Consider the following 18,059-nt stretch of genomic DNA (forward strand, 5'->3'; position numbering starts at 1 on the left):
TTGCCGCGGCTGTACCGCCGGCCGCACCGATCGTTACGCCCAGCACGACCAACAACGACGCAAGTGCGCAGGAAATCCGCCTCAGCTGCACACCATCCGCACTCGCCGGGACGGCCGCATACTGCTGGCTAGCCGAGCCGGGTCGGCAGACGTTGTTTCGAAGCATTCTCACGCGGCTCCTCCGCTAAGACCTCGAAACGGTGGAGCGACTCCCTGGTCAGGCGTTCTCCCAGCTGGCGACCGCGATAGACTGGGAGACGCCCAATTCGATGTCGCACCTACCGCATCGAGCTGGGTATTCACAGGGCTCGCGGACCGGGCGAGGTTGGATCGGCAAATCTGGGCCTTACCTCGGTCTGCGAGTTCCTCAAGGCGCTGGTGTCGGACGCCGCATGACGTCAGCCGTCCGACCCCAGCTTGTCGTTTCTAGTGAGAGTTATTCCTTCCGCTTCGGTGTGGCCGGTTCATGTGGTCATTCTAAATCACAATCTATGATGTTGTCTTGTATTGCGACTATGTGTGTTGAGGCAAACTGTTGAGGTATGACGACCCTGGACGCCGGAGGATGTCGGTGAGTCGGCGGGTAATGAGGGGGTTTGACTCGGCTCGGTTGGCGGCGCTCCGTGAAGAGCGGGGATTCTCGCAGGCTGACCTCGCGAGACTCTCGGGAGTGGGCCGTAGCACCCTCACTCATTGGGAGAGTGGCAAGAGCTCGCCGCAGGTCGACTTGCTCGCGAAGGCTGCGCGTATTCTGGACGTGCGGATGGAGGACCTTGTCGTCGTCCCGGTCGAAGATCGATATCCCGGCGATTATCGGATTCTTTGCGGCCTGACGCAGCCGCAGCTCGGCCTGGCGGCTGGCGTTCCCACTGCTCTTATCGGCGCTCTTGAACGCGGAGAAGTTGAGCTCGGCCCGGATGTTGCACGCAAAGTGGCTGCCGCACTTGGCCTTGAGGTTGAGGTTCTCAGTGCAGCTCACGAGCGAGCGCGGCGCCGGCCACCGGGCACTCCGGTCTGATGCACTCCCGACCGGCGTGTCAGCCTCGCCCTTCAACGGGGTCATTAAGCGTCCTACGCGCATCCTCGCCCACCTTCGCCAAATCTTCTGCATTGCATCGTAACAATATCGTCATGTGATGCGTTAGATTTAGGATCGTAGAAGGATCTCTTTCGATAACTTGCCGCCAGCTGGGCAGGCGCTGGGCAACTCTATTAGGAGTCGTGCCCGCCTCAATGTCGGCAAACGGATAGGTTTGGACTGTGGTGGCGGATCGCAACCTAGAACGCTTTGGCCGAATCCTGGAGGCTCGGCGCACAGAGCTGGGTTTGAGTCAGCGGGGAGTTCGAGAAGCCGGCGGTCCGGCGGACCTGACACTTCGCAACCTCGAGAGAGCAGCAACCGGTAGACCGGACTCTGACACTCTCAGAAAACTGGACACGGCGCTGCAATGGAAACCAGGGAGCGCAGGTCATGCCCTGGCGGGAGGCGACCCGACTGCGCTGAACGATGACAAGCCAGCGCACCTCCACACCATTCGGCCTACTAAGCCGATCCTTGGAATCGACCACGGCGTCATCATTCGAACCGATGCCCTCGCGGATTTGACCCGGAGGGGAAAGATCCTAGATGCATTAGGGGACCTCGACCCCGACACAACACAGTCTGTCGCCGCGCTCCGCCACTCGATCGACCGCCTAACTCGCGCCTGGATTATTCGCCAGGCTGAAGTTGCCCGCCGCGCCGAGAAGATGAGCGATCTCATTCTTGTTCTTGATGATCACCTCCGCACTGAGCCCGTGGCTGATGACCCGGACGACTTCGATGACCTGCTTTATCTTCGATGGATCGCAGGTTATGTCACTGTCGATAATGACGATCGGCTCAGGTTCGAACAAAGGTTCAATCACTCCGAGGAGTAAAGAAGATGCTGACTCCCCCACTCCACGAGCGACTTGCCCGGCTCATCCATTTTGGGCACGCCCGTCACGAGACACCGTTGTCGAGTGCCGATCTCAGTGACCGGATCTCGCAACGAGTCACAATGGCAGTCTCAGAGCAGGCTGTTGAAGCATGGTTGAGCGGAGATCGAACCGATATCCCGGTAGAAACACGACGAGCTATAACTGAGATCTTTGGACTGGTGGATGACACCTACCTCAGCGATCCGCAGACGGCCGCAGGCGCCGACGCGATCATCGTCATGCACGAGCGTCTCCTCATGTACAGCGAGGCCAGAGATCTTGGTGTACAACACATCGCGACCCGCGACACCGAGCGCGATCCAGCTCTGATATCCAAAGTTCGTGCAGAGCTTCGTGCTATGACGAAGCAGCAAGAGCAGTGGGGCGAGCGTCAGTGACGCTCATCCAGGCCGCTGCGACTGCGTCGACAGCGCCGTCGTCGGTCGCCCAGGTCGGTAGCTGCACTGTGTCGCCGCCAGGGTGTGGCTGCGTATTCTTGGCCGAGTAGCGGGTACAAGCAAGATGTAGCATGCGTGCGCGGTCGGCAGGATCAGCTGGCCACTGGGCATTCACCGGTAGGTACCGCGCCATTGCAAAAACAATGTCCTCCAGCTCAATCCGCATCCGATGCTCACGCTCGGTTGCACTGGGGAGTCCGGAGTCAGACAACTCGGCGAGTCTGTATTGTGGGGCAACGGTGGTGAGATCGTTCCACATAGGACTCAATGCTTGTATCCGGCCCTCAGCGCTGCTCGCAAACCCGAGCCGCATTCTGATGTCTTGTATCACCAGCGGTGCCCCTACTGGGACGAGCCAAATTACTGATGGGTAGAACAATAAGTCATTCAGGACTGCGCTACGAGGTTCACTGAACCAGTTCACTTCTCCCGCAGCAAGCATCCAACCTGACACGATTCGAGTCGCGAGGTCTATTGCGCTCACCAGAATGGCCGCCAGAAGAAGGAGCACCAACGTGCGACGCTTCCAGTCTGTCGCCGCCCGTGCCATCCCAATCAATATCGCTGCGATGATCCCTTCCGCTGGAAGGAATGCAACGCAGTAGAGGGTCAGGTACACACCGGTTCTCCAACTATGCAACTCCTCTACTGCTAAGCCTCGCGCTGGGCTGGCCAGCACGAACAGAGCTACTCCTATGCCGACCACTATGGTGCACGCCACGATGGATAGGCGGAGCGAAGCCAACCCCGTTCGTGATCGCCATCGAACGGCCAACAGAAACAAGGACATCGCGGAAGCAGCAAATGCCGCGTAGCCAATGTTCCGAACGTCTGACATCGAGAGCATCGACAGATATCTCGAGTCACCGATCCACTTGTGTAGTGCGTGCTCACGCGTGAGGGCGTACACCGCAATCCAGAAGGCGTACCAGTTCGCGGCCGTCGAAGTAGGCCGGCGATCGCGAATCACGAGGATTCTGTACAGAACCAGGAAGGCGCCCAATGCCAGCAACGGTGCTTTAACGATGTCTGGAAGCGTAGATACAGTCTGATCTTCCAGGATCGAGCTGGCCACGGTCTACTGCTTCGTCGGCTCGAAAAACGCGGAGGCGATCCGATCGAAGCGGCCGTCCCCGCCACGCACTCGCCGACTCATCACTGCGAGCCGCGTACCCAGCAGCTCCGCCATCCGCTCCTCGTCAGTCTCGAACACGCCACGGTGCAAGACGGTTTGAATCATCTTTGGATCGATACCCGCTGCAATCACGGACGTGGAAACTGGCATCGAGGTAGCGAACCTCTCACCACCGTGCTCACACAAGATATGGCCAAACTCGTGAAAAATCTGCTGCCGTTGATGTCGTTCGCTGTTCAACTCCCCGTACTTGACGACAAAGGCATCCGCAGTGACCAACGTCAGCCCACATGCTCCTGGTTCGCCGACGTTCGGAGCAGCGGTCTGCCACGGCGACAAGACGATGTCGCGGCCGAAACGGTCCTCCATCCACGCTGCGAACTCGTCGACAGTCCACGGCGGCACCAACGGGATCTCGCGCAGGACGCTGTCGATCTGGCCTTTCGCAGCATTAGCGCCCACATCGCCCGCGTTTCGCGATCTGGACCTCGGCACCTTGCGTCAACCTCCGACTCAGGATTCTCCCTATACGTACGATAGCTCAGAAGCTGGGAACATTCGGTGCCGATGCGGGGGGCATCGTTCAAGGCTCGGCAGGAAGGCGAAGACTGACTGTGGCTCTCACAAGCTTCACATCCGATTCCCTCATTTTTGAGGTGATAGATATTGGTCCGTCCGATGGTGAACCCGTCGTCCTGCTCCATGGGTTCCCCCAAGATGCATCGTGCTGGAGTGAGATTCAGGGAGGCCTAGTTGCCGCCGGCCACAGGGTCCTGGCTCCCACTCAGCGTGGATATTCACCAGGGGCCCAGCCTGCTGACCGCAGCGCATACGCTGCGGAAACGCTGATTCGCGATGTCGTTGCGCTGCTTGATGCGGCCGAGCTTCCAACCGCACATATTGTCGGTCACGACTGGGGTGGTGCTCTGGTTTGGATCATGCGAAAGAGGTACGCGCACAGGTTGAGATCGGCCACTGTCGTGTCAACACCGCATCACGCAGCTCTCTCGTGGGCCATGACGCACACCACCCAGCCGCTTCGCAGCTGGTACATGGCTGCGGTCGCTCTTCCCAGAGTCCCCGAGGTATTCCTCCGTCGTCATCTGGCTACTTACATATCGAAGACGGGGCTCCCCGAAGATCGTGCCAATCACTACCAGTCAGTCATGCAAACGGGTGCTACGGCCACAGGAGCTCTGAACTGGTATCGGCAAGCTTTTGCGGAACAGATACGGAGCACGAAGCCGGCGAACTCCTCCATCCCGGCTACCGCTCCCCCACCAACCACTTATGTCTGGGGAAACCAGGACGCGTTCTTCGGACGAGCGGTAGCTGAACGCACTCAACACATTGCCTCCGAAGTCGACTTCTACGAAATCAGTGGGGGTCACTGGCTTCCAGAGACTAAGCCAGATGAACTCACAGAGATCATCGTCGACCGAGTGAAAACGGCCCACACCGCCCAGCGGTAACACCGAAACGTGCCGAGCATTTGACGATGCTCGCCGCAAAATTGGCGCATGGTCGGCTACTCTGTGCGTGTCGCTGCACGTTTCCGGATAAAAGATGCAGAAAAATGGGGTCATGGCCACGGCATCACCCTCACCACGCAGGCGCGGGCGTCCGTCCAAAGGTGAACGAGTCGCGTTCACCGCGCGGACACCCGACGAACTCGGCTCACTCGTTGAAGCGGCAGCTAAGGACTGGCCGTGTCTCAACGACTTCTTGACCTGGGCCCTTGCTAATGCCGTGGATCGTCCGGATCTCGCTCCCCCTAGGCAGGAGGTACTAGCGCTGTCTGACATCGCCTAGTTAATAGACGATCGCCCCCGGCTGGAACCGAGGGCGATCGTGAAGCTTAAGGGGACGAGTTGGCGCTCGCTCCCAATTCCCCGAAGGGACAGTCTCTTGCCGGACTGGTCTCAGGATAGCGCGCACCCTTTTGGCGACGCTACTTCTGATGGATGCGTGTCGGATCACGACTCGATTGCGGTCGAGTCTCGCTGGTCCGAGCTTTACCGAATCTTGCTGGCGCCGGGCACGGTGGCCTACGCCTTGGCGCCAACAGCGCGTTCCAACAAGCCCATCAAGATCGACGCCGGCGATGCCGGGGTGCTCATGGCTGAGGCTGAGCGGGCTGGGGCCGGCCGAGCGGCCTGGGCGATCGTGGCCCCGCTTCGGCAGGAGCTGCTGGTCCTCGATATCGACGAGTGCGCGCACGTCGTCTGGCCGACAATCCGCGACGCGGCCGCCGATGTAGGTGCAGGCATTGCACATTGCGCCACCTCAGGCCGGCCCGATTGTCTTCATGTCGCGCTCGTGTGCCCGACGGACAGGGCGCGCGCTCATCTCATTGAGCTAATTGACCGGCTCCGAAACCATCACCGCGCAGCTCTCCCGGCATCCGCCGACATCGACATCCGTGGTCGCAAACCGATAAGGCTGCCTGGAAGCATCTCCCTCAAGGGCCATGCCCCTGCACGACAGTCGATGAAGACACCTTGTTGCCCATCACTGCCCTCGCCGCAGCCCGGCGCGCCAGCGAAGCGACGAAGGACCTTCAGTTCCAGCTTGTCGCACTCCCCCACTCCTCCGACTGGGAAGCCGCTCGGCCTGTCTACGATCTCAGTTCGGCGCGCAGCTCCACAGCCGAATTGCAATGGGAGGCCCCACGCGCCTGGCGGCAACGCACACCGCTGACCGCTGACGACTGGCGTGTTCTGAATGAGTCTGCGGTGTACCCGCAGCGCTCGTTGGCCGCGACCAACGGTGCGTGGCGTCTATGGCGCCACGGCGTCCGGTCGTACGCCGCAGCTCGGTGGTGGTACGAACGCATGCCCTGTTTTGCCAAGTTCCGGGAGCGCGACCTCGAGGCCCACCGCAAACGGGGTGCCCACGGCCCCATCCACTGGGAGGCGTGCAACCGTCACTGGCGGTCGATCGTGGGGCGGGCCCGCGCACACACTCCAAACATCCCTGCTGAAGATCAGCGCGTGATTGACGCAGTCCTCGACGAAGTCGCGTGGTGGCCAGAAGCAGATCTCGCCGCGACGGCTGCCGCTTTGGTGCGGCACCGCTTTGCGGACGGCCATGGCATTCACGCACGTCCAGTCGCCCGCAGAGACCTCAACACCTTGATGCACTTCTCCGACGGCACAGCGAGCCGCACCCTTCGCGAACTTGTGTCCCGCGGTCTTCTCCAGCTCGTCGAGCGTTGGCCAGCCGGTAATCCACGCCACGCCAATCTGTACACGCTTACGGTGCCCGCTGGCATATACCGGGGGAAAGTGGCCCATGACGTCACAAGTCCCCCCTCCCAACTCTCACCCATCCGGTCTGGGGCACCCTTGGTCACCCCTCCCGACGCACCTGGTCCGTCCTGGCCCACTCCTCCACCCCCCTGTCCAGCACCACAGTTGCGCGTCAATGCGGCATACCCGCCGGTGACCAGTCCTACGGCGCGGTGCGCCACCTTCGGGCACTCGAAGCTGCAGGCTTAGCCCAACGGGTCGGCGCTGGACGGAGCACTGCGTGGGTGGCACGTTCTGACACCTCGCTCGACGACGCGGCAGACGCGACAGGCGCTTTGGACCGGGCACAGCAGATCGGGGCGCGGGTAGTTGCAGAGCGGCGATGCTGGCATGCAGAAACACGCTCTGAACAGGCCCGAAGTAAGCGTGGTCTGGTGGTGCTCCGCTCCCGGCTGACCCACCCCGACGCTGCGACAACTGTGCTGCCATTCACCACAGCACCAGCCTCGTCGCGCCGAGGCGCTGATCTGCAACGGCGCCTCGGCAGCCGATTGGCGCCGCGGGCGGCGGCTGCCGAGGATGGATGATGGAAGCCCGTTGAGCCCTTCGGAAGTCCGAACTCCCCAGCTATGTGAGCACGCTGGGCTATGTGAGCACGCTGGGCTACGTGAGCACGCAGGGCTACGTGAGCACGCAGGGCTACGTGAGCACGCAGGGCTACGTCAGATATGCACCGTAGCTAGGGTATTGAGCGTAGCTACCGTTACTAGGCGAGCTATGGAAGCTAGCTTATCTACGGAAGCTAGCAAGAGGATCGTTTGTCAGTTGTGGCGTGACGCTGCAGTTACGCAGGCTATTTCTACTTGGGCATGTCTACCGCGACACGCACTCTAGCTTCCCTCGCTACGCGAGCTAGCCACGGTAGCCTAGCGCCCATAGCTCTGCTAGCAACCGTGAATGTCGCCAGAATGGAGAACTCAACGATGCAGCCGCGAAAGATTGCCATCGCGAATCAGAAAGGGGGAGTCGGAAAGACAGCCACCGTGCTTGGACTTGCATCGGCGGTCAGCGCCAGTGGTGGGCACGTGCTCGTCGTTGACATGGACCCCCAGGGGAACGCGACCACAGGACTCGATATCACGGTCGATGATGACACCGCCACATCGTTTGATCTGATGTCTCACAGTCAAGAGGGGACTGCCGGCGACGCGGTGATCGCGACGCCGTGGGAGCGCGTCGACCTGATACCGGCGAGTGTGGCCCTGGCTAACATCGAAGCTGACGGCGCAAATGACCTGATTTTTCGCCTTGATCTGGCATTCGAAGGCGTCGATCTCTCCCCATATTCGGTCGTTCTGTTCGATTGCCCACCAAGCCTCGGGAAGCTCCTATTTGCAGTACTTTGCGCCGCCGACGGGGTAGTGGCAGTTACTGAGCCGACGATCGACAGTGTGCGTGGCGTGGGGAATCTCGAAGAGACCATCCGTAACGTCACCCGACGGCCCAATCCCACGTTGACCTTCGACAAGATAATCCTCAGCCGACGCCGCAACACCGGTGAGCACAATTACCGTGAGCAAGAATTGCGAGAGGTGTATGGCGAGCTGGTCGCGAAGACATCAGTACCTGAGCTTGCCGCTCGCCAGGACGCGCACAGCGCGCACACGCCGATCCACAGCTTCCGGGGTGGTCGGGCCATCGCTCTGCAGTTGGCCTACTCCGACCTCCTCGCAGAACTCGATCTGAGCGAGAAGGTCAAGGAAACAGCATGAACGTCAATCGAGCACCTGCAATCGGCCGGAATCGCCATCCCGGCGAAGACCTTCCGGATCGACCGCAGCCCAACAATTCACCCCGCGTGGCCGAAGATCAGCCCTCGTCGTTAGCTACAACTGCCGCAGTCGTCGACGAGGTAGCCGAGGCAGGGGAGAAGATGACCGAGCAGCACAATGTTCGTATTCGCCCGAGCGTGAAGGCGCGCGCAATCCGAGGCGTGAGCAAGCTGAGGTATGAGACTGGAGATACGAGCATCAGCTTGCAGTCGATCACGGATAGGGCACTCGATGAGTATCTCAAGAAGCACGGGTGCTAGCTAGTCTAGCTACCGTAGCTAGTACTGCCAGCCTGGCAGAATCCTAGGCGCGCCGATGGCCGAAATCTCCGTGGGCCTTGCGCCGCTGCCGTCCGAATCCGCCGTGCGCCGTGTGAGTTGCGGAGTCGCCGTTGAGATGGAGGAGCGACCTTCGCGTCGTATGGTGAGGGTGGGCCTGGGTCGATTGCCGTCTTCTCAGGTCGGTAGGTGACATTCAATCTGAATAGGGGAGTAGGGACCCATGCGCATCCGAACCACTCGTGGACGTGGCCGATCCGTCGCACTTGCTATGTCAACCGCTGCAATGATTACCGCCGCGGCATCAGCGCTCACCGGCGCCGCATCGGCTCAGCCGACAGAAGCGCCTCGACTATCAGCCTATGGCGACGACATCTGGACCTTCGGCAACCACGCCAACTGTCGCGGCACAATTCATGTGAGCGCGAAAACCGATCCCCGCCAACCAGGGCGAGTGTTCGTCTCCTACCGACCAAGCGCCTTTACCGGCGACGGCCCCCAATGGAGCCGCAACCCGGTCTGCACCACACGCGCATTCGCCAACTGGACAATCCCGAACGTCTATCACTGGAGTGCACCTATCAGCGCCGGCCCACGCGGCGGAAAGCCGGTGACCCAGGTGCTGCGAACCGGCGGGGGACTGCGAGCCATCGGCTTCGCAACACCAGCAATTCCGCAAAAGCCCGTGCAGTACACCCTGATTGTTCCCTAGCCCCCGTGACGAGTGCTCAGCCCGAATCAAGGTTTGTCCGTGGCGATTTGCGATGTATCCGCCGGGACCATCGTATTAGTCCAGCCAGAGTCGGTAGATAGGTGGCCGAAACATTGATGTGGCGGGTGGCGTACGAAACTGGCAGCCGCCGAAGCGTCAACGAGCGGCGCTGGCAGATTTGACGCTCATCGTGCGGCCGCCGGGCCGACCGTCGGCCGTCCAGGTCTTTCACCGCAGACGAGGCGGGCGCCGACGAGGAATGCGCCACAGAGACTGGCGCTCAAGTCGAACACCTTCCGTGACAGGGCGATTGTAAACGAAACCTAGGAGGCGGTCAGTGGCGTCGATGCTGAAGCGTTGCGGGATCGGTCTCGGCGCACTCGTTGGCATCGGCGGCGTCTACGCCGCGCCGCCCATCATCTACTCCTGCGCGGTCACCAATGAGAACTGGGGAGACTTCTGGAGAGCCGCCGCAACACCTTACGGCGCCACGACCGCAGGACTCTTCGCACTCTCGGCCGGCGGCCTGGCTTTCTACAACGGACACCAAGAACGCAAAGTAAACCAAGCCGTCGAAGACCGCCGACACGACGCAGATACCATACGCACCCTCAGGGAGCGATACACCGCTGCGGTCGAACAACTCGCTAACGACTCGACAACGATTAGCCAGGCCGGCGTCTACGCCATAGCGGCACTTGCCGACGACTGGCTCCGCATCAATCAGATCGCCGATGCCCAAGTGTGCATCAACCTGCTCTGCGCCTACCTGCGTAGTACGCCTGACGCCAGCACCACCGAACCCCCGCCGGATCAGCCGGTGCGCGACACGATCATGCGCACGATTGCCGCCCACCTCACTGTCCCCGACTCCGACCCCGACGAGTCAGGCGGAGCGGAGTCAAAAACTTGGCGAGACCTCGACTACGACTTCACTGGAGCGCACCTGCACGACGTCAACCTAGACAGAGTCGTCTTCCGCGGTGAACGCACGGACTTCGCTGACGTGCACTTTCACGGGCAGCAGGCCTCATTTAGAGAGACTGAATTTCGGTCGAGCAGAACACGTTTCGAACGCGCGGAGTTCCACAGCCGAGTCGCCTCTTTCCAGGAGGCGAAGTTCCACAGCATGCACACAGCATTCTTTGAAACAAATTTCAACGGTGTATCGACCTTCTTCACCAACGCCCAGTTCCATGGTGACGCCATCCATTTCGAGGGTGCGATCTTCATGAACCGAACGGTCACCTCGTTCGCGGGCGCACAGGTGTGGTGTCGAAAGGACATCTCGTTCGATCTCGCAGAGTTTCACTCATCGAGGACTACATTCGACTCGGCGCAGTTCCACACCCCGGTTGCCACATTCGCCGACGTACAGTTCGACAGCCGCCGCACGTCCTTCGAGAATGTTCAGTTTCACGCCGACCAAACTTCGTTCATGCGCGCGGGGTTCGACGGAAAGAACACCTCGTTCCGCGGAGCCCAGTTCCTGGGCACGAGCCTGATCTTCGACGAAGCCAAGTTCCTTGCCGACACGACGTCGTTTATCGAGGCTGCGTTCGGCAGCTCAAGCACCTCCTTCAGAGCCGCCAGCTTCAGTGGGCTTGGAGCGACCTTCCGTCAGGCTAAATTCGCGAGTGACACCACGATCTTCGCATTTGTCAACTTTGAGACGACGCACCTCTGCGAGTTCGACGACCCAGGCGCGTGGAAGAACATGGTGTTCGACTGGGACGAAGATCTGAGCAAAAAGCCCGACCGCGTTGTACCTGCTGAGTGGCCTCCGCGTGTCAGTAGGCCCAATGATGAAGCCGCAACTAGCACCTAGCGTTGTCCCATCTCCTTGTCACCCGCGAGGGTCGCCGGTGACCTCTGCCGATCCAAGTTTGGATTCCAGCCGGGATAACGGAGTTCCCGCCGATGCGCCGGGGCCCGGGGGTGACCGCGATCGCGGTGGCGATGGCGGTCGTTCCTGTTGCCCATGCGGGTCAGCCGGCGCACTCGGCGTAGATGTCGGTATTGGGGGCAAACACACGATGACGGCCGAGGTCCTCCAGGGGCCCTGAGGGCACCCAAGTCAGCCGGACCGGATCAGTCCGGGTCGAGCCGTCGGAACTGGTGGTGGTCATCATTCTGTGGTAACTCGCGCGATGCTAGCGGTCGCTTTCGATCACTTTGTTTAGCCAGAGCAGACTCCCACCAAACGCCGGCGCCGCAGCCAGTAGCGACTCAGGGACTGACCGGCACGCTGCGTAGGTTAGGGCTCCCGCAGCTACCGCAACGATCATGGCGATCATGATCAGTAGCGCAGACCGGGCGGTGAGAATGTACTCAGTTGGTTTCTTCGAACCCGCCGTCATCGCGTGCTCCATTCGTTTGTATGACCAGAGGTTGTAACCTCGTAGGTCGACGACAAGGAGACACCCCACGCTATTTCCCCAGGTAGAGCCTAGAAAATTCTTTTTGAAGAAATCCGTGGGGTGAACGGTCCGGGCGTATATACAAGGTGTCGACTGTGCTTTTCCGGTCGACTCGACGAGCTTGCGAGGAGAGCGAGTGGAAAGGCCCAGCCGAGACCTGGCAAGGGATCGGCGATAGGAACGGTGCCCGAACGGAGGTGAGTGCGGGGTGGCTGGGAGTTCGGGTCCAGACGATGATCTACAACCCGCACATGGGTATAGCGCCAGCTGTGTTTGCGAAGAAGACGACCCTGGCTCCTGTGGGTGGTGTCTTGCTAACCCCGGCGATGCGCTCACGCTCTCGACCGCCGAGCTCGCGGATGGTGAAGCTACGCCGGACCAGCAGGACGAGATCTCGGAGCGAGAAGAGCGACTCCTACGACTTGCCGCGGACCGAGAGACCTTCGAACGTCTCCTCGCCGGAGGTTTCGCGGGCCGAGATTGGGACCGCTACGCCGAAGCATTGGCCGGCTACGGCATGGCGGTCATGAACGCCTGGCTATTCACTGGATACATTTTTGCGTTGACCGCAGCTAAGAATCGGCGCGTGCAACCGACCGACGAGGACCGCGACGCGCTACGCACGACACCCACGTTGCGCGAGGAGATCTCCGACGCAGTTGTGGTGCAAGCACTCATCCTGTTCCGGACGAAAGCGCTTGCTGGCAGTGGCTGGAACCCAGAAGGTGGCGCCTCGATCACCACGTACTTCATGGGCGCCTGTGTGCTGAGTTTCGCCAACGAGTTCAATCGCCACCAGCGCGCCGAGAACCGGTGGAGGAGCATCAATCGGATGGACGCCCTTCCAGACGACGCGGGCTTCATGTGGTCAACAAGCACCAGCGATCCAGCCGGGATAGCAGCGGAGAACGACTTTGTTACGCGGTTGATGGACAGCCTGTCGACCCGCGAAAAGGAAATGTTGAAACTCCACCTCGAAGGCTATGACTTCGCTGAGATCGCCGAGATCACAGGTGATAAATCCGCGAGAAAGGTGGAGGGCGTGCTCTACCGGATGCGCAAGAAACTCAAGGGCAACAATCAACAGCCAGAGGCGGAGGAGGTGACCCGCGATGAGTGAGCAACACGAGGACATAGAAGCCCTGATCGAGCGGTCATCACTAGGTACTGCGGGCGCGCGAGCTCTTCGGAAACGCACCCCGTCAGACGTCACCCGCGAGATTCGTCGACAAGCATCGATCATCGACACAACTGCACACGATGCGCCGTCCTCGCCGCCAAAAGAGACTAGCGGTACAAGTGACGATTCTACGTGGATGGCCGAACTCATCACTACAGCGGTGGCAGCTGTGGACGATAGTGATTCACGCCGATCGGGACCGGTTCAGACGGAGCAGATGTTGGCGCGGCGACAGCCATCTAATCGGTATCCGGTGAGGCTGGCGGGTGTTGAGCTGGACGAGGCGGTTCGCGCTGCAGGGCAGGGCGATCGTGTCGCGCTCACGTCAGTTCTCGAGAGTGTGAAGGGTCCGATCTTGCGCTATTGCCGAGGGCGAATTGGAGTCGGAGAGCGGCATTTGTTCTCCGCCGACCATATCGCGCAGGAGGTGTTGCTGGCGGTGTTGACAGCATTGCCCCGGTATCAGGACCAGGGCAGGCCGTTCATGGCCTTCGTATACGGGATCGCCGCCCACAAGGTCGCTGACGCCAAGCGCATCGCCGGCCGGGTCAGGGTCGAGACCGTAGTCGCGGTTCCCGAGGCGGTGTCGGCCACCGACGGACCCGACCGGATGACTTCCAACTCCGACACCGACCGCATGCTGGCGCTCCTCCGGACATTGCCGGACAAACAGCGGGATGTGCTGTTGCTGCGGCTGGTTGACGGTTTGTCGCTGGAAGAGACGGCCGACGCGGTTGGCGCTACCCCGGGTCAGGTCCGTGCCGCACAGCACCGCGCGTTGGCGACGCTCAAAGAGGAACTCAAAAAGGCGCCGGAGCAATTGTCGACAGTGCGTGAGCGCCGCGAACTGTGATGGCAGGGCACTGAGCTACTCGCTAACGACACGGGGATGATAGTACCCGCGTTTCTGGACACCGCCCGGAGTGAGAGCACGTGACAGACCCAACGGTGCCACACCGACCGCGCACCGGCCAGGGCTGGGAAAAACTCGTGGGTTCAGGCAGCATCCAACCCCTGGACAGGGAGGTTGACTGATGTGGGGATGGCTCGCGCTGATCGTGGTGCCGCTGCTGGTGTGGCAGATCGTCGGCCCGAAAGGGCTGGGGCGGAACGTATCAGTGACTCCCTTCCTGTGGGTCGAGCGCTTCGGCGATGGAGTCCAGTGTGCGCGGGCTGCTGGCCTGCCATGCAGACTTGAGGCGCGAGGCTTCCGACGGGGTGAGCGCCCGACCCAGGAGGCCTCCGAAAATGAGGGACACCGCCACGATCCCGTCCAGGGACACCTCGTCGCCAGTCGGGGGAGTGGCAAGGTATCCGCAGTCAGCCAGCGCAGCATCCAACACGACCCGGTAGGACGTGGCGGTCACCTGGGCAACCGCAACCAGGTTGTCGTGGGTCGGTAGGGCGCGAATCTCCTTGCGCCACAGGTTTAGATTCATTCGGCTCATGCCGATCTTTGTTGCGATCGCCCCATCCGACAGTCCGGAGCGGCGCTTGTAGTCGTCGACGATGCCGGCGAGGGAGTGTCCCATTTGCGGTGTCACAGTCTCACCTTCGCTGCCACTACGACGACTGTCAAGTAACGCTAGCCTAGCGGTGTAAACTGTTACTTTACATAACGTACGTTATCGGCTCTAAAAGGAGACGAGTCGAAACAGATGAGAGAACTCGGCCCTCGGCATCTTGAGTAACTGTGCCGGTCGGGTCAGCGTGCCGGTTGTCGTTGACGCTCAGCGTCTTAGTCCTCGCACGTCACCGTTGGTTTCTCCAAACAGATGAGAGATTCTCGCGTCAGTCTGCAGCCGCCAGAGCCGAGTTGGAGTGCGTAACGGGCCTAAGGTGGGTCTCGTGACAGTCGACGAGTGCGAGTCAGGAGGGCTCTCAGTGAGAACTCTCCTGCGGTCAACAGAAACGGTATGAGGGACGAGTATGACGGTACTTACGTGTGAGGGATGCGAGGAGCCGATCGAAGATGAGAGCTCCCATCTCGACTTCAACGGGGAGGACTGGCACGAGGCCTGTTTCGAGGTCAGCGGGTCCCCGTCGTATTGCTGCGGAGCGATCTACGAATCCGGTGAAGTCGTCTGTGCGAGCTGCGGTGATCCGCTGTAGCGGCTGGAAACATCTGGCATTCGCGAGGACAGCACGGCGGCTAAAGCTCCATTTCGTCCTCAGCCTCGCACCAATGATCGCCATCGTGTCCGGTCTCTAGACGACAAAACAGACCCCCAACTTCCTTCCGTCCGTACGGGAGGTACAGCGGTTTGAGACGAGAGACCGATGGAACTTTCGGACAGGTGGTGCAACGCTCTCGCCGGACGGTGACGGCGAGCAGGCGGTGCGGTGGCAGGAGGTCGCGGCAGCTTTCGGCGCGGTCTACCACCCCGCGATGGAATGGCACGCGATATCGACCGATCTCAACGCCGGCGGGAACATGTGGGGCGAGGCGCGCAGCAAACATCTGGCAAGCTGATGCGGACAACACTGCATTCATCGAGGAGAGCTCGCTCATGGCCACAGTGCGGCGCATCGTTCCGGTCATCGTGGCCGCGGCAGTCCTCGGAGCTGCTGGTTGTTCCTCAGACGACACGGCCGAAACTTCAGATCAGTCAACGTCGATGCACGCGTCAGTCGGGGCGGACGCGACCCCCACCGTCGATGCAGCAAATCCAGGTTCGACCGAGCTGGACGCGGCGGCCGTGTGCGAGAAGATCGTCGAGTTAAAGGTCGGGGCGAATTGCACAGAGTCCGAGCCCACGGGGCTCGGCATCGGCGCCACCGAGAAGTACGAGTTCGAGTTGCCGTCGGTCCCCGGCGAATCCGGCCAGGTCCTCGTGTTCTCGGACAGGGCGATCTACGACAAGACCGTCGACGCTTACGACGAGGCAGCATCGCTCGCTGGCCCGCATCGATACGGATCACCGAACGCCTTGGTATTCGTCCAGATCAATGAGGGCCTCCCGGCGGACGAGGGGCAGAAGGTCGAACAGTTGGTCGCGGGTCTCTAGAGCACAAGTCGCACTCGCGGGTCGCTCCATCTGGTTCGGCGCTATGTGACCCACAGCTGTAGTCGGACGTGTGCTGGCACAGTGAGTCCATGAGCATTACGATCCCGACCGTCCTGCAAACTGACGATCCCACCGCTGCGGCAGCGGTCCTTCGGTGCTATTTCGGTGACCCTTACCCGGGGACCGCATACACTGGCGCCACCTTCGACAATTGGGACTCCACCGGCACCAGAGCCGCGGACGCCAACATCTTCACTGCCGACGACTTCATCGCCATCGGATTCTTATCCGTCAATGCCGGCCCTGCGGCGGCACGAGAGATTCTGCGTGACCAGCGTGACGAGTTCGTCGAATATTTGACCGCTGTCGGAGTGGACCGCGACCTCGCCGACGAACCCGGCCCCATCGACCTCACCTGGCCGGCCTGGCTGCTTGACACCCGGCTCCGATCCGTGCGAGGTATCGGCACCACCATTGCGTCGAAACTGATCGCCCGCAAACGTCCCCGGCTCTACCCCATTTGGGACGAGGTTGTCGTCGACGTCCTCGGTACCCGCGGAGGGCCACACCTCGCCCCTATCCACCAGGCACTGCGCACCGATGCTGATCTTCGCCGGCGCATCCGCGGTGCCCGCACGGAAGCCAGGCTCCCCGACCACATCAGCGAACTCCGTATCCTCGACACCCTTGCCTGGATGCAGGGAGAGTCGAACAGAGGCCGATAGGCGTTCACTGTCCGTTGGAATCGGGTCGCTAGGGCCAATGATCGATCAAGTGAGTAAGTGGCGCTTCGCGTCAGCGAATTCAGCGTCAGACAGTGCCCCGGAAGCGTGGAGTTCGGCCAGCCTCGTCAACTGTGCTGTCAGATCATCAGATGCCGCGGCAGGCGGTGGGTGCCCTGTTCTGGCATGCGTCGGCGGCGGCTTTGAGCGCTCTGACGGACGTCAGCAGTGCACCCGATGGGTTTCTGGTTGTGTAGGTTCGAGAACCGGTGTCCACTCCTGTCACCGTCACGTAGAGGACACCGCGGTTGTTTGAAGCGAGCAGCGAGTAGCCGCCAGACGCAAATGTTGCGGCAGCACGGCCGGTCACCGACTTGCGACGCATGGAATCCGCATCATAGGAAAACCCGATCAGCTGGTCTCGGTGACTCGAACTGGATCGACCGGTCGTGAAAGTGCCATCTCGAAAGATGGTCAAATGGTCGCCACGTCCGATGGCACCTTCGGCCAGAATCCGATCGTGACGGCCTGACTGGCGGGCACCTATCCGAGGACTGGGCTGCTGCGGAGCAACCGAGCCCTCGTGGTCAGCCGCCGTTGCTTCGCTTGCGACTGGATTCTTTGCCGACACGGCTGGCTGCTCGACGGGAAGGCCTGCGGCCGCACGCACCTCATCGGCGAACTCGGCTGCGGATTCCCCGGCTTCTCGATGAAGCCGTTGAAGTCGTTGGCGACCAACTTCTTGTACCCGTCGCGGTCATGGCGAATTATCCGAAACGATCCGCCCCGAGGTTGCTGTGCTTATACTCGACAGCTTCGATGTCGTCAAAAGCGATCACTCGCGGCGAGGCCTTCTTCTTCGCGCCTAGCGTCAATGCACCCGAGTGTTCCATCGTCACTGTGCGCAGCACAGTATCGAGCACAACCGAGCAGTGATGGCCTTCGAATCGCGTGATTGCCATGTCTGCACGCTCCTAATTCAGAAGTGTGTCCCTTTGACCAAACTCCGACCGAGTGTAGTCACACACTAGGTGTCCAATAAAAGTCGGAACTACAACCTGACGCACTTTACTGTCGGATGAAGCCACCTATTGTTACGTC

General features: G+C 60.9%; 17 protein-coding genes and 1 pseudogene. 12 read left to right on the forward strand and 6 right to left on the reverse strand.

What is annotated here, in order from left to right; genetic code table 11:
* Positions 1-586 precede the first annotated feature (586 nt).
* A complete protein-coding gene (locus GTV32_RS22955; RefSeq protein WP_161062756.1) occupies positions 587-1,018 on the forward strand; it encodes a helix-turn-helix transcriptional regulator in 432 nt (143 codons plus the stop codon).
* A 677-nt stretch (positions 1,019-1,695) separates the two neighbouring features.
* Here GTV32_RS22955 and GTV32_RS22960 read toward each other — a convergent pair.
* A complete protein-coding gene (locus GTV32_RS22960; RefSeq protein ID WP_161062757.1) occupies positions 1,696-1,908 on the reverse strand; it encodes a hypothetical protein in 213 nt (70 codons plus the stop codon).
* A 134-nt stretch (positions 1,909-2,042) separates the two neighbouring features.
* Between GTV32_RS22960 and GTV32_RS22965 the strand changes: the two genes are divergently transcribed.
* On the forward strand, positions 2,043-2,360 hold the full coding sequence (locus tag GTV32_RS22965; protein ID WP_161062758.1) for a hypothetical protein: 318 nt from the start codon (positions 2,043-2,045) through the stop codon (positions 2,358-2,360).
* Here the strand turns inward: GTV32_RS22965 and GTV32_RS22970 are convergent.
* Entirely contained in the window at positions 2,320-3,495 is a 1,176-nt protein-coding gene (locus tag GTV32_RS22970) for a DUF6545 domain-containing protein (protein WP_161062759.1), read from the reverse strand. The two genes, GTV32_RS22965 and GTV32_RS22970, sit on opposite strands and share 41 nt — an antisense overlap.
* 3 nt (positions 3,496-3,498) lie before the next feature.
* Positions 3,499-4,017, reverse strand: a complete 519-nt coding sequence (locus GTV32_RS22975) for a hypothetical protein (RefSeq protein WP_161062760.1) — start codon at positions 4,015-4,017, stop codon at positions 3,499-3,501.
* 194 nt (positions 4,018-4,211) lie between these two features.
* On the opposite strand from GTV32_RS22975, the gene GTV32_RS22980 reads away from it, so the two are divergent.
* From GTV32_RS22980 to shbA, 7 genes and pseudogenes are all read left to right on the forward strand, one after another.
* Positions 4,212-5,027, forward strand: a complete 816-nt coding sequence (locus GTV32_RS22980; RefSeq protein WP_343287475.1) for an alpha/beta fold hydrolase — start codon at positions 4,212-4,214, stop codon at positions 5,025-5,027.
* Between the two features lie 2,762 nt (positions 5,028-7,789).
* Positions 7,790-8,578 carry an AAA family ATPase gene (locus GTV32_RS22985; RefSeq protein WP_161062774.1) on the forward strand — a complete coding sequence of 263 codons (789 nt, stop codon included), beginning with the start codon at positions 7,790-7,792 and terminating at the stop codon, positions 8,576-8,578.
* A gap of 624 nt (positions 8,579-9,202) precedes the next feature.
* Entirely contained in the window at positions 9,203-9,628 is a 426-nt protein-coding gene (locus GTV32_RS22990) for a hypothetical protein (RefSeq protein ID WP_161062762.1), read from the forward strand.
* 112 nt (positions 9,629-9,740) lie between these two features.
* A pseudogene (locus tag GTV32_RS24230) lies at positions 9,741-9,930 on the forward strand (hypothetical protein).
* A gap of 35 nt (positions 9,931-9,965) precedes the next feature.
* Positions 9,966-11,456, forward strand: a complete 1,491-nt coding sequence (locus GTV32_RS22995; protein ID WP_161062763.1) for a hypothetical protein — start codon at positions 9,966-9,968, stop codon at positions 11,454-11,456.
* 800 nt (positions 11,457-12,256) lie between these two features.
* On the forward strand, positions 12,257-13,168 hold the full coding sequence (locus GTV32_RS24235; RefSeq protein WP_161062715.1) for a sigma-70 family RNA polymerase sigma factor: 912 nt from the start codon (positions 12,257-12,259) through the stop codon (positions 13,166-13,168).
* A 313-nt stretch (positions 13,169-13,481) separates the two neighbouring features.
* A complete protein-coding gene (gene shbA / locus GTV32_RS23005) occupies positions 13,482-14,081 on the forward strand; it encodes an RNA polymerase sigma factor ShbA (RefSeq protein WP_161062769.1) in 600 nt (199 codons plus the stop codon).
* Positions 14,082-14,343: 262 nt separating this feature from the next.
* On the opposite strand, the gene GTV32_RS23010 is transcribed toward shbA, so the two are convergent.
* A complete protein-coding gene (locus GTV32_RS23010; protein ID WP_161062716.1) occupies positions 14,344-14,772 on the reverse strand; it encodes a hypothetical protein in 429 nt (142 codons plus the stop codon).
* Positions 14,773-15,566: 794 nt separating this feature from the next.
* On the opposite strand from GTV32_RS23010, the gene GTV32_RS23965 reads away from it, so the two are divergent.
* The 3 genes from GTV32_RS23965 (at position 15,567) to GTV32_RS23025 (ending at position 16,961) form a co-directional block, all read left to right on the forward strand.
* Complete coding sequence (locus tag GTV32_RS23965; protein WP_272918301.1) at positions 15,567-15,701, forward strand: hypothetical protein; 135 nt, start codon at positions 15,567-15,569, stop codon at positions 15,699-15,701.
* A 145-nt stretch (positions 15,702-15,846) separates the two neighbouring features.
* The gene (locus GTV32_RS23020; RefSeq protein WP_161062718.1) at positions 15,847-16,236 is read left to right on the forward strand and encodes a hypothetical protein; all 390 of its coding nucleotides are present in this window, start codon (positions 15,847-15,849) and stop codon (positions 16,234-16,236) included.
* An 89-nt stretch (positions 16,237-16,325) separates the two neighbouring features.
* Positions 16,326-16,961, forward strand: a complete 636-nt coding sequence (locus GTV32_RS23025) for a DUF6308 family protein (protein ID WP_161062719.1) — start codon at positions 16,326-16,328, stop codon at positions 16,959-16,961.
* Between the two features lie 45 nt (positions 16,962-17,006).
* Here GTV32_RS23025 and GTV32_RS23030 read toward each other — a convergent pair whose 3' ends face one another.
* Both GTV32_RS23030 and GTV32_RS23035 read right to left on the reverse strand, forming a co-directional pair.
* Positions 17,007-17,090, reverse strand: a complete 84-nt coding sequence (locus tag GTV32_RS23030) for an SHOCT domain-containing protein (RefSeq protein WP_237422012.1) — start codon at positions 17,088-17,090, stop codon at positions 17,007-17,009.
* A 635-nt stretch (positions 17,091-17,725) separates the two neighbouring features.
* The gene (locus GTV32_RS23035; protein ID WP_161062720.1) at positions 17,726-17,920 is read right to left on the reverse strand and encodes a hypothetical protein; all 195 of its coding nucleotides are present in this window, start codon (positions 17,918-17,920) and stop codon (positions 17,726-17,728) included.
* Between the last annotated feature and the right edge of the window lie 139 nt (positions 17,921-18,059).

It is taken from the genome of Gordonia sp. SID5947 (assembly GCF_009862785.1).
GTDB lineage: Bacteria > Actinomycetota > Actinomycetes > Mycobacteriales > Mycobacteriaceae > Gordonia.

What these genes read in the sequence shown, in the direction of transcription:
- GTV32_RS22985 (WP_161062774.1), top strand. Translation starts at nt 7,790, where the DNA reads ATGCAGCCGCGAAAGATTGCCATCGCGAATCAGAAAGGGGGAGTCGGA.
- GTV32_RS22955 (WP_161062756.1), top strand. Translation starts at nt 587, where the DNA reads ATGAGGGGGTTTGACTCGGCTCGGTTGGCGGCGCTCCGTGAAGAGCGG.
- GTV32_RS22965 (WP_161062758.1), top strand. Translation starts at nt 2,043, where the DNA reads ATGGCAGTCTCAGAGCAGGCTGTTGAAGCATGGTTGAGCGGAGATCGA.
- GTV32_RS23020 (WP_161062718.1), top strand. Translation starts at nt 15,847, where the DNA reads ATGCACGCGTCAGTCGGGGCGGACGCGACCCCCACCGTCGATGCAGCA.
- GTV32_RS22990 (WP_161062762.1), top strand. Translation starts at nt 9,203, where the DNA reads ATGATTACCGCCGCGGCATCAGCGCTCACCGGCGCCGCATCGGCTCAG.
- GTV32_RS23025 (WP_161062719.1), top strand. Translation starts at nt 16,326, where the DNA reads ATGAGCATTACGATCCCGACCGTCCTGCAAACTGACGATCCCACCGCT.
- GTV32_RS23035 (WP_161062720.1), bottom strand. Translation starts at nt 17,920, where the DNA reads ATGGCAATCACGCGATTCGAAGGCCATCACTGCTCGGTTGTGCTCGAT.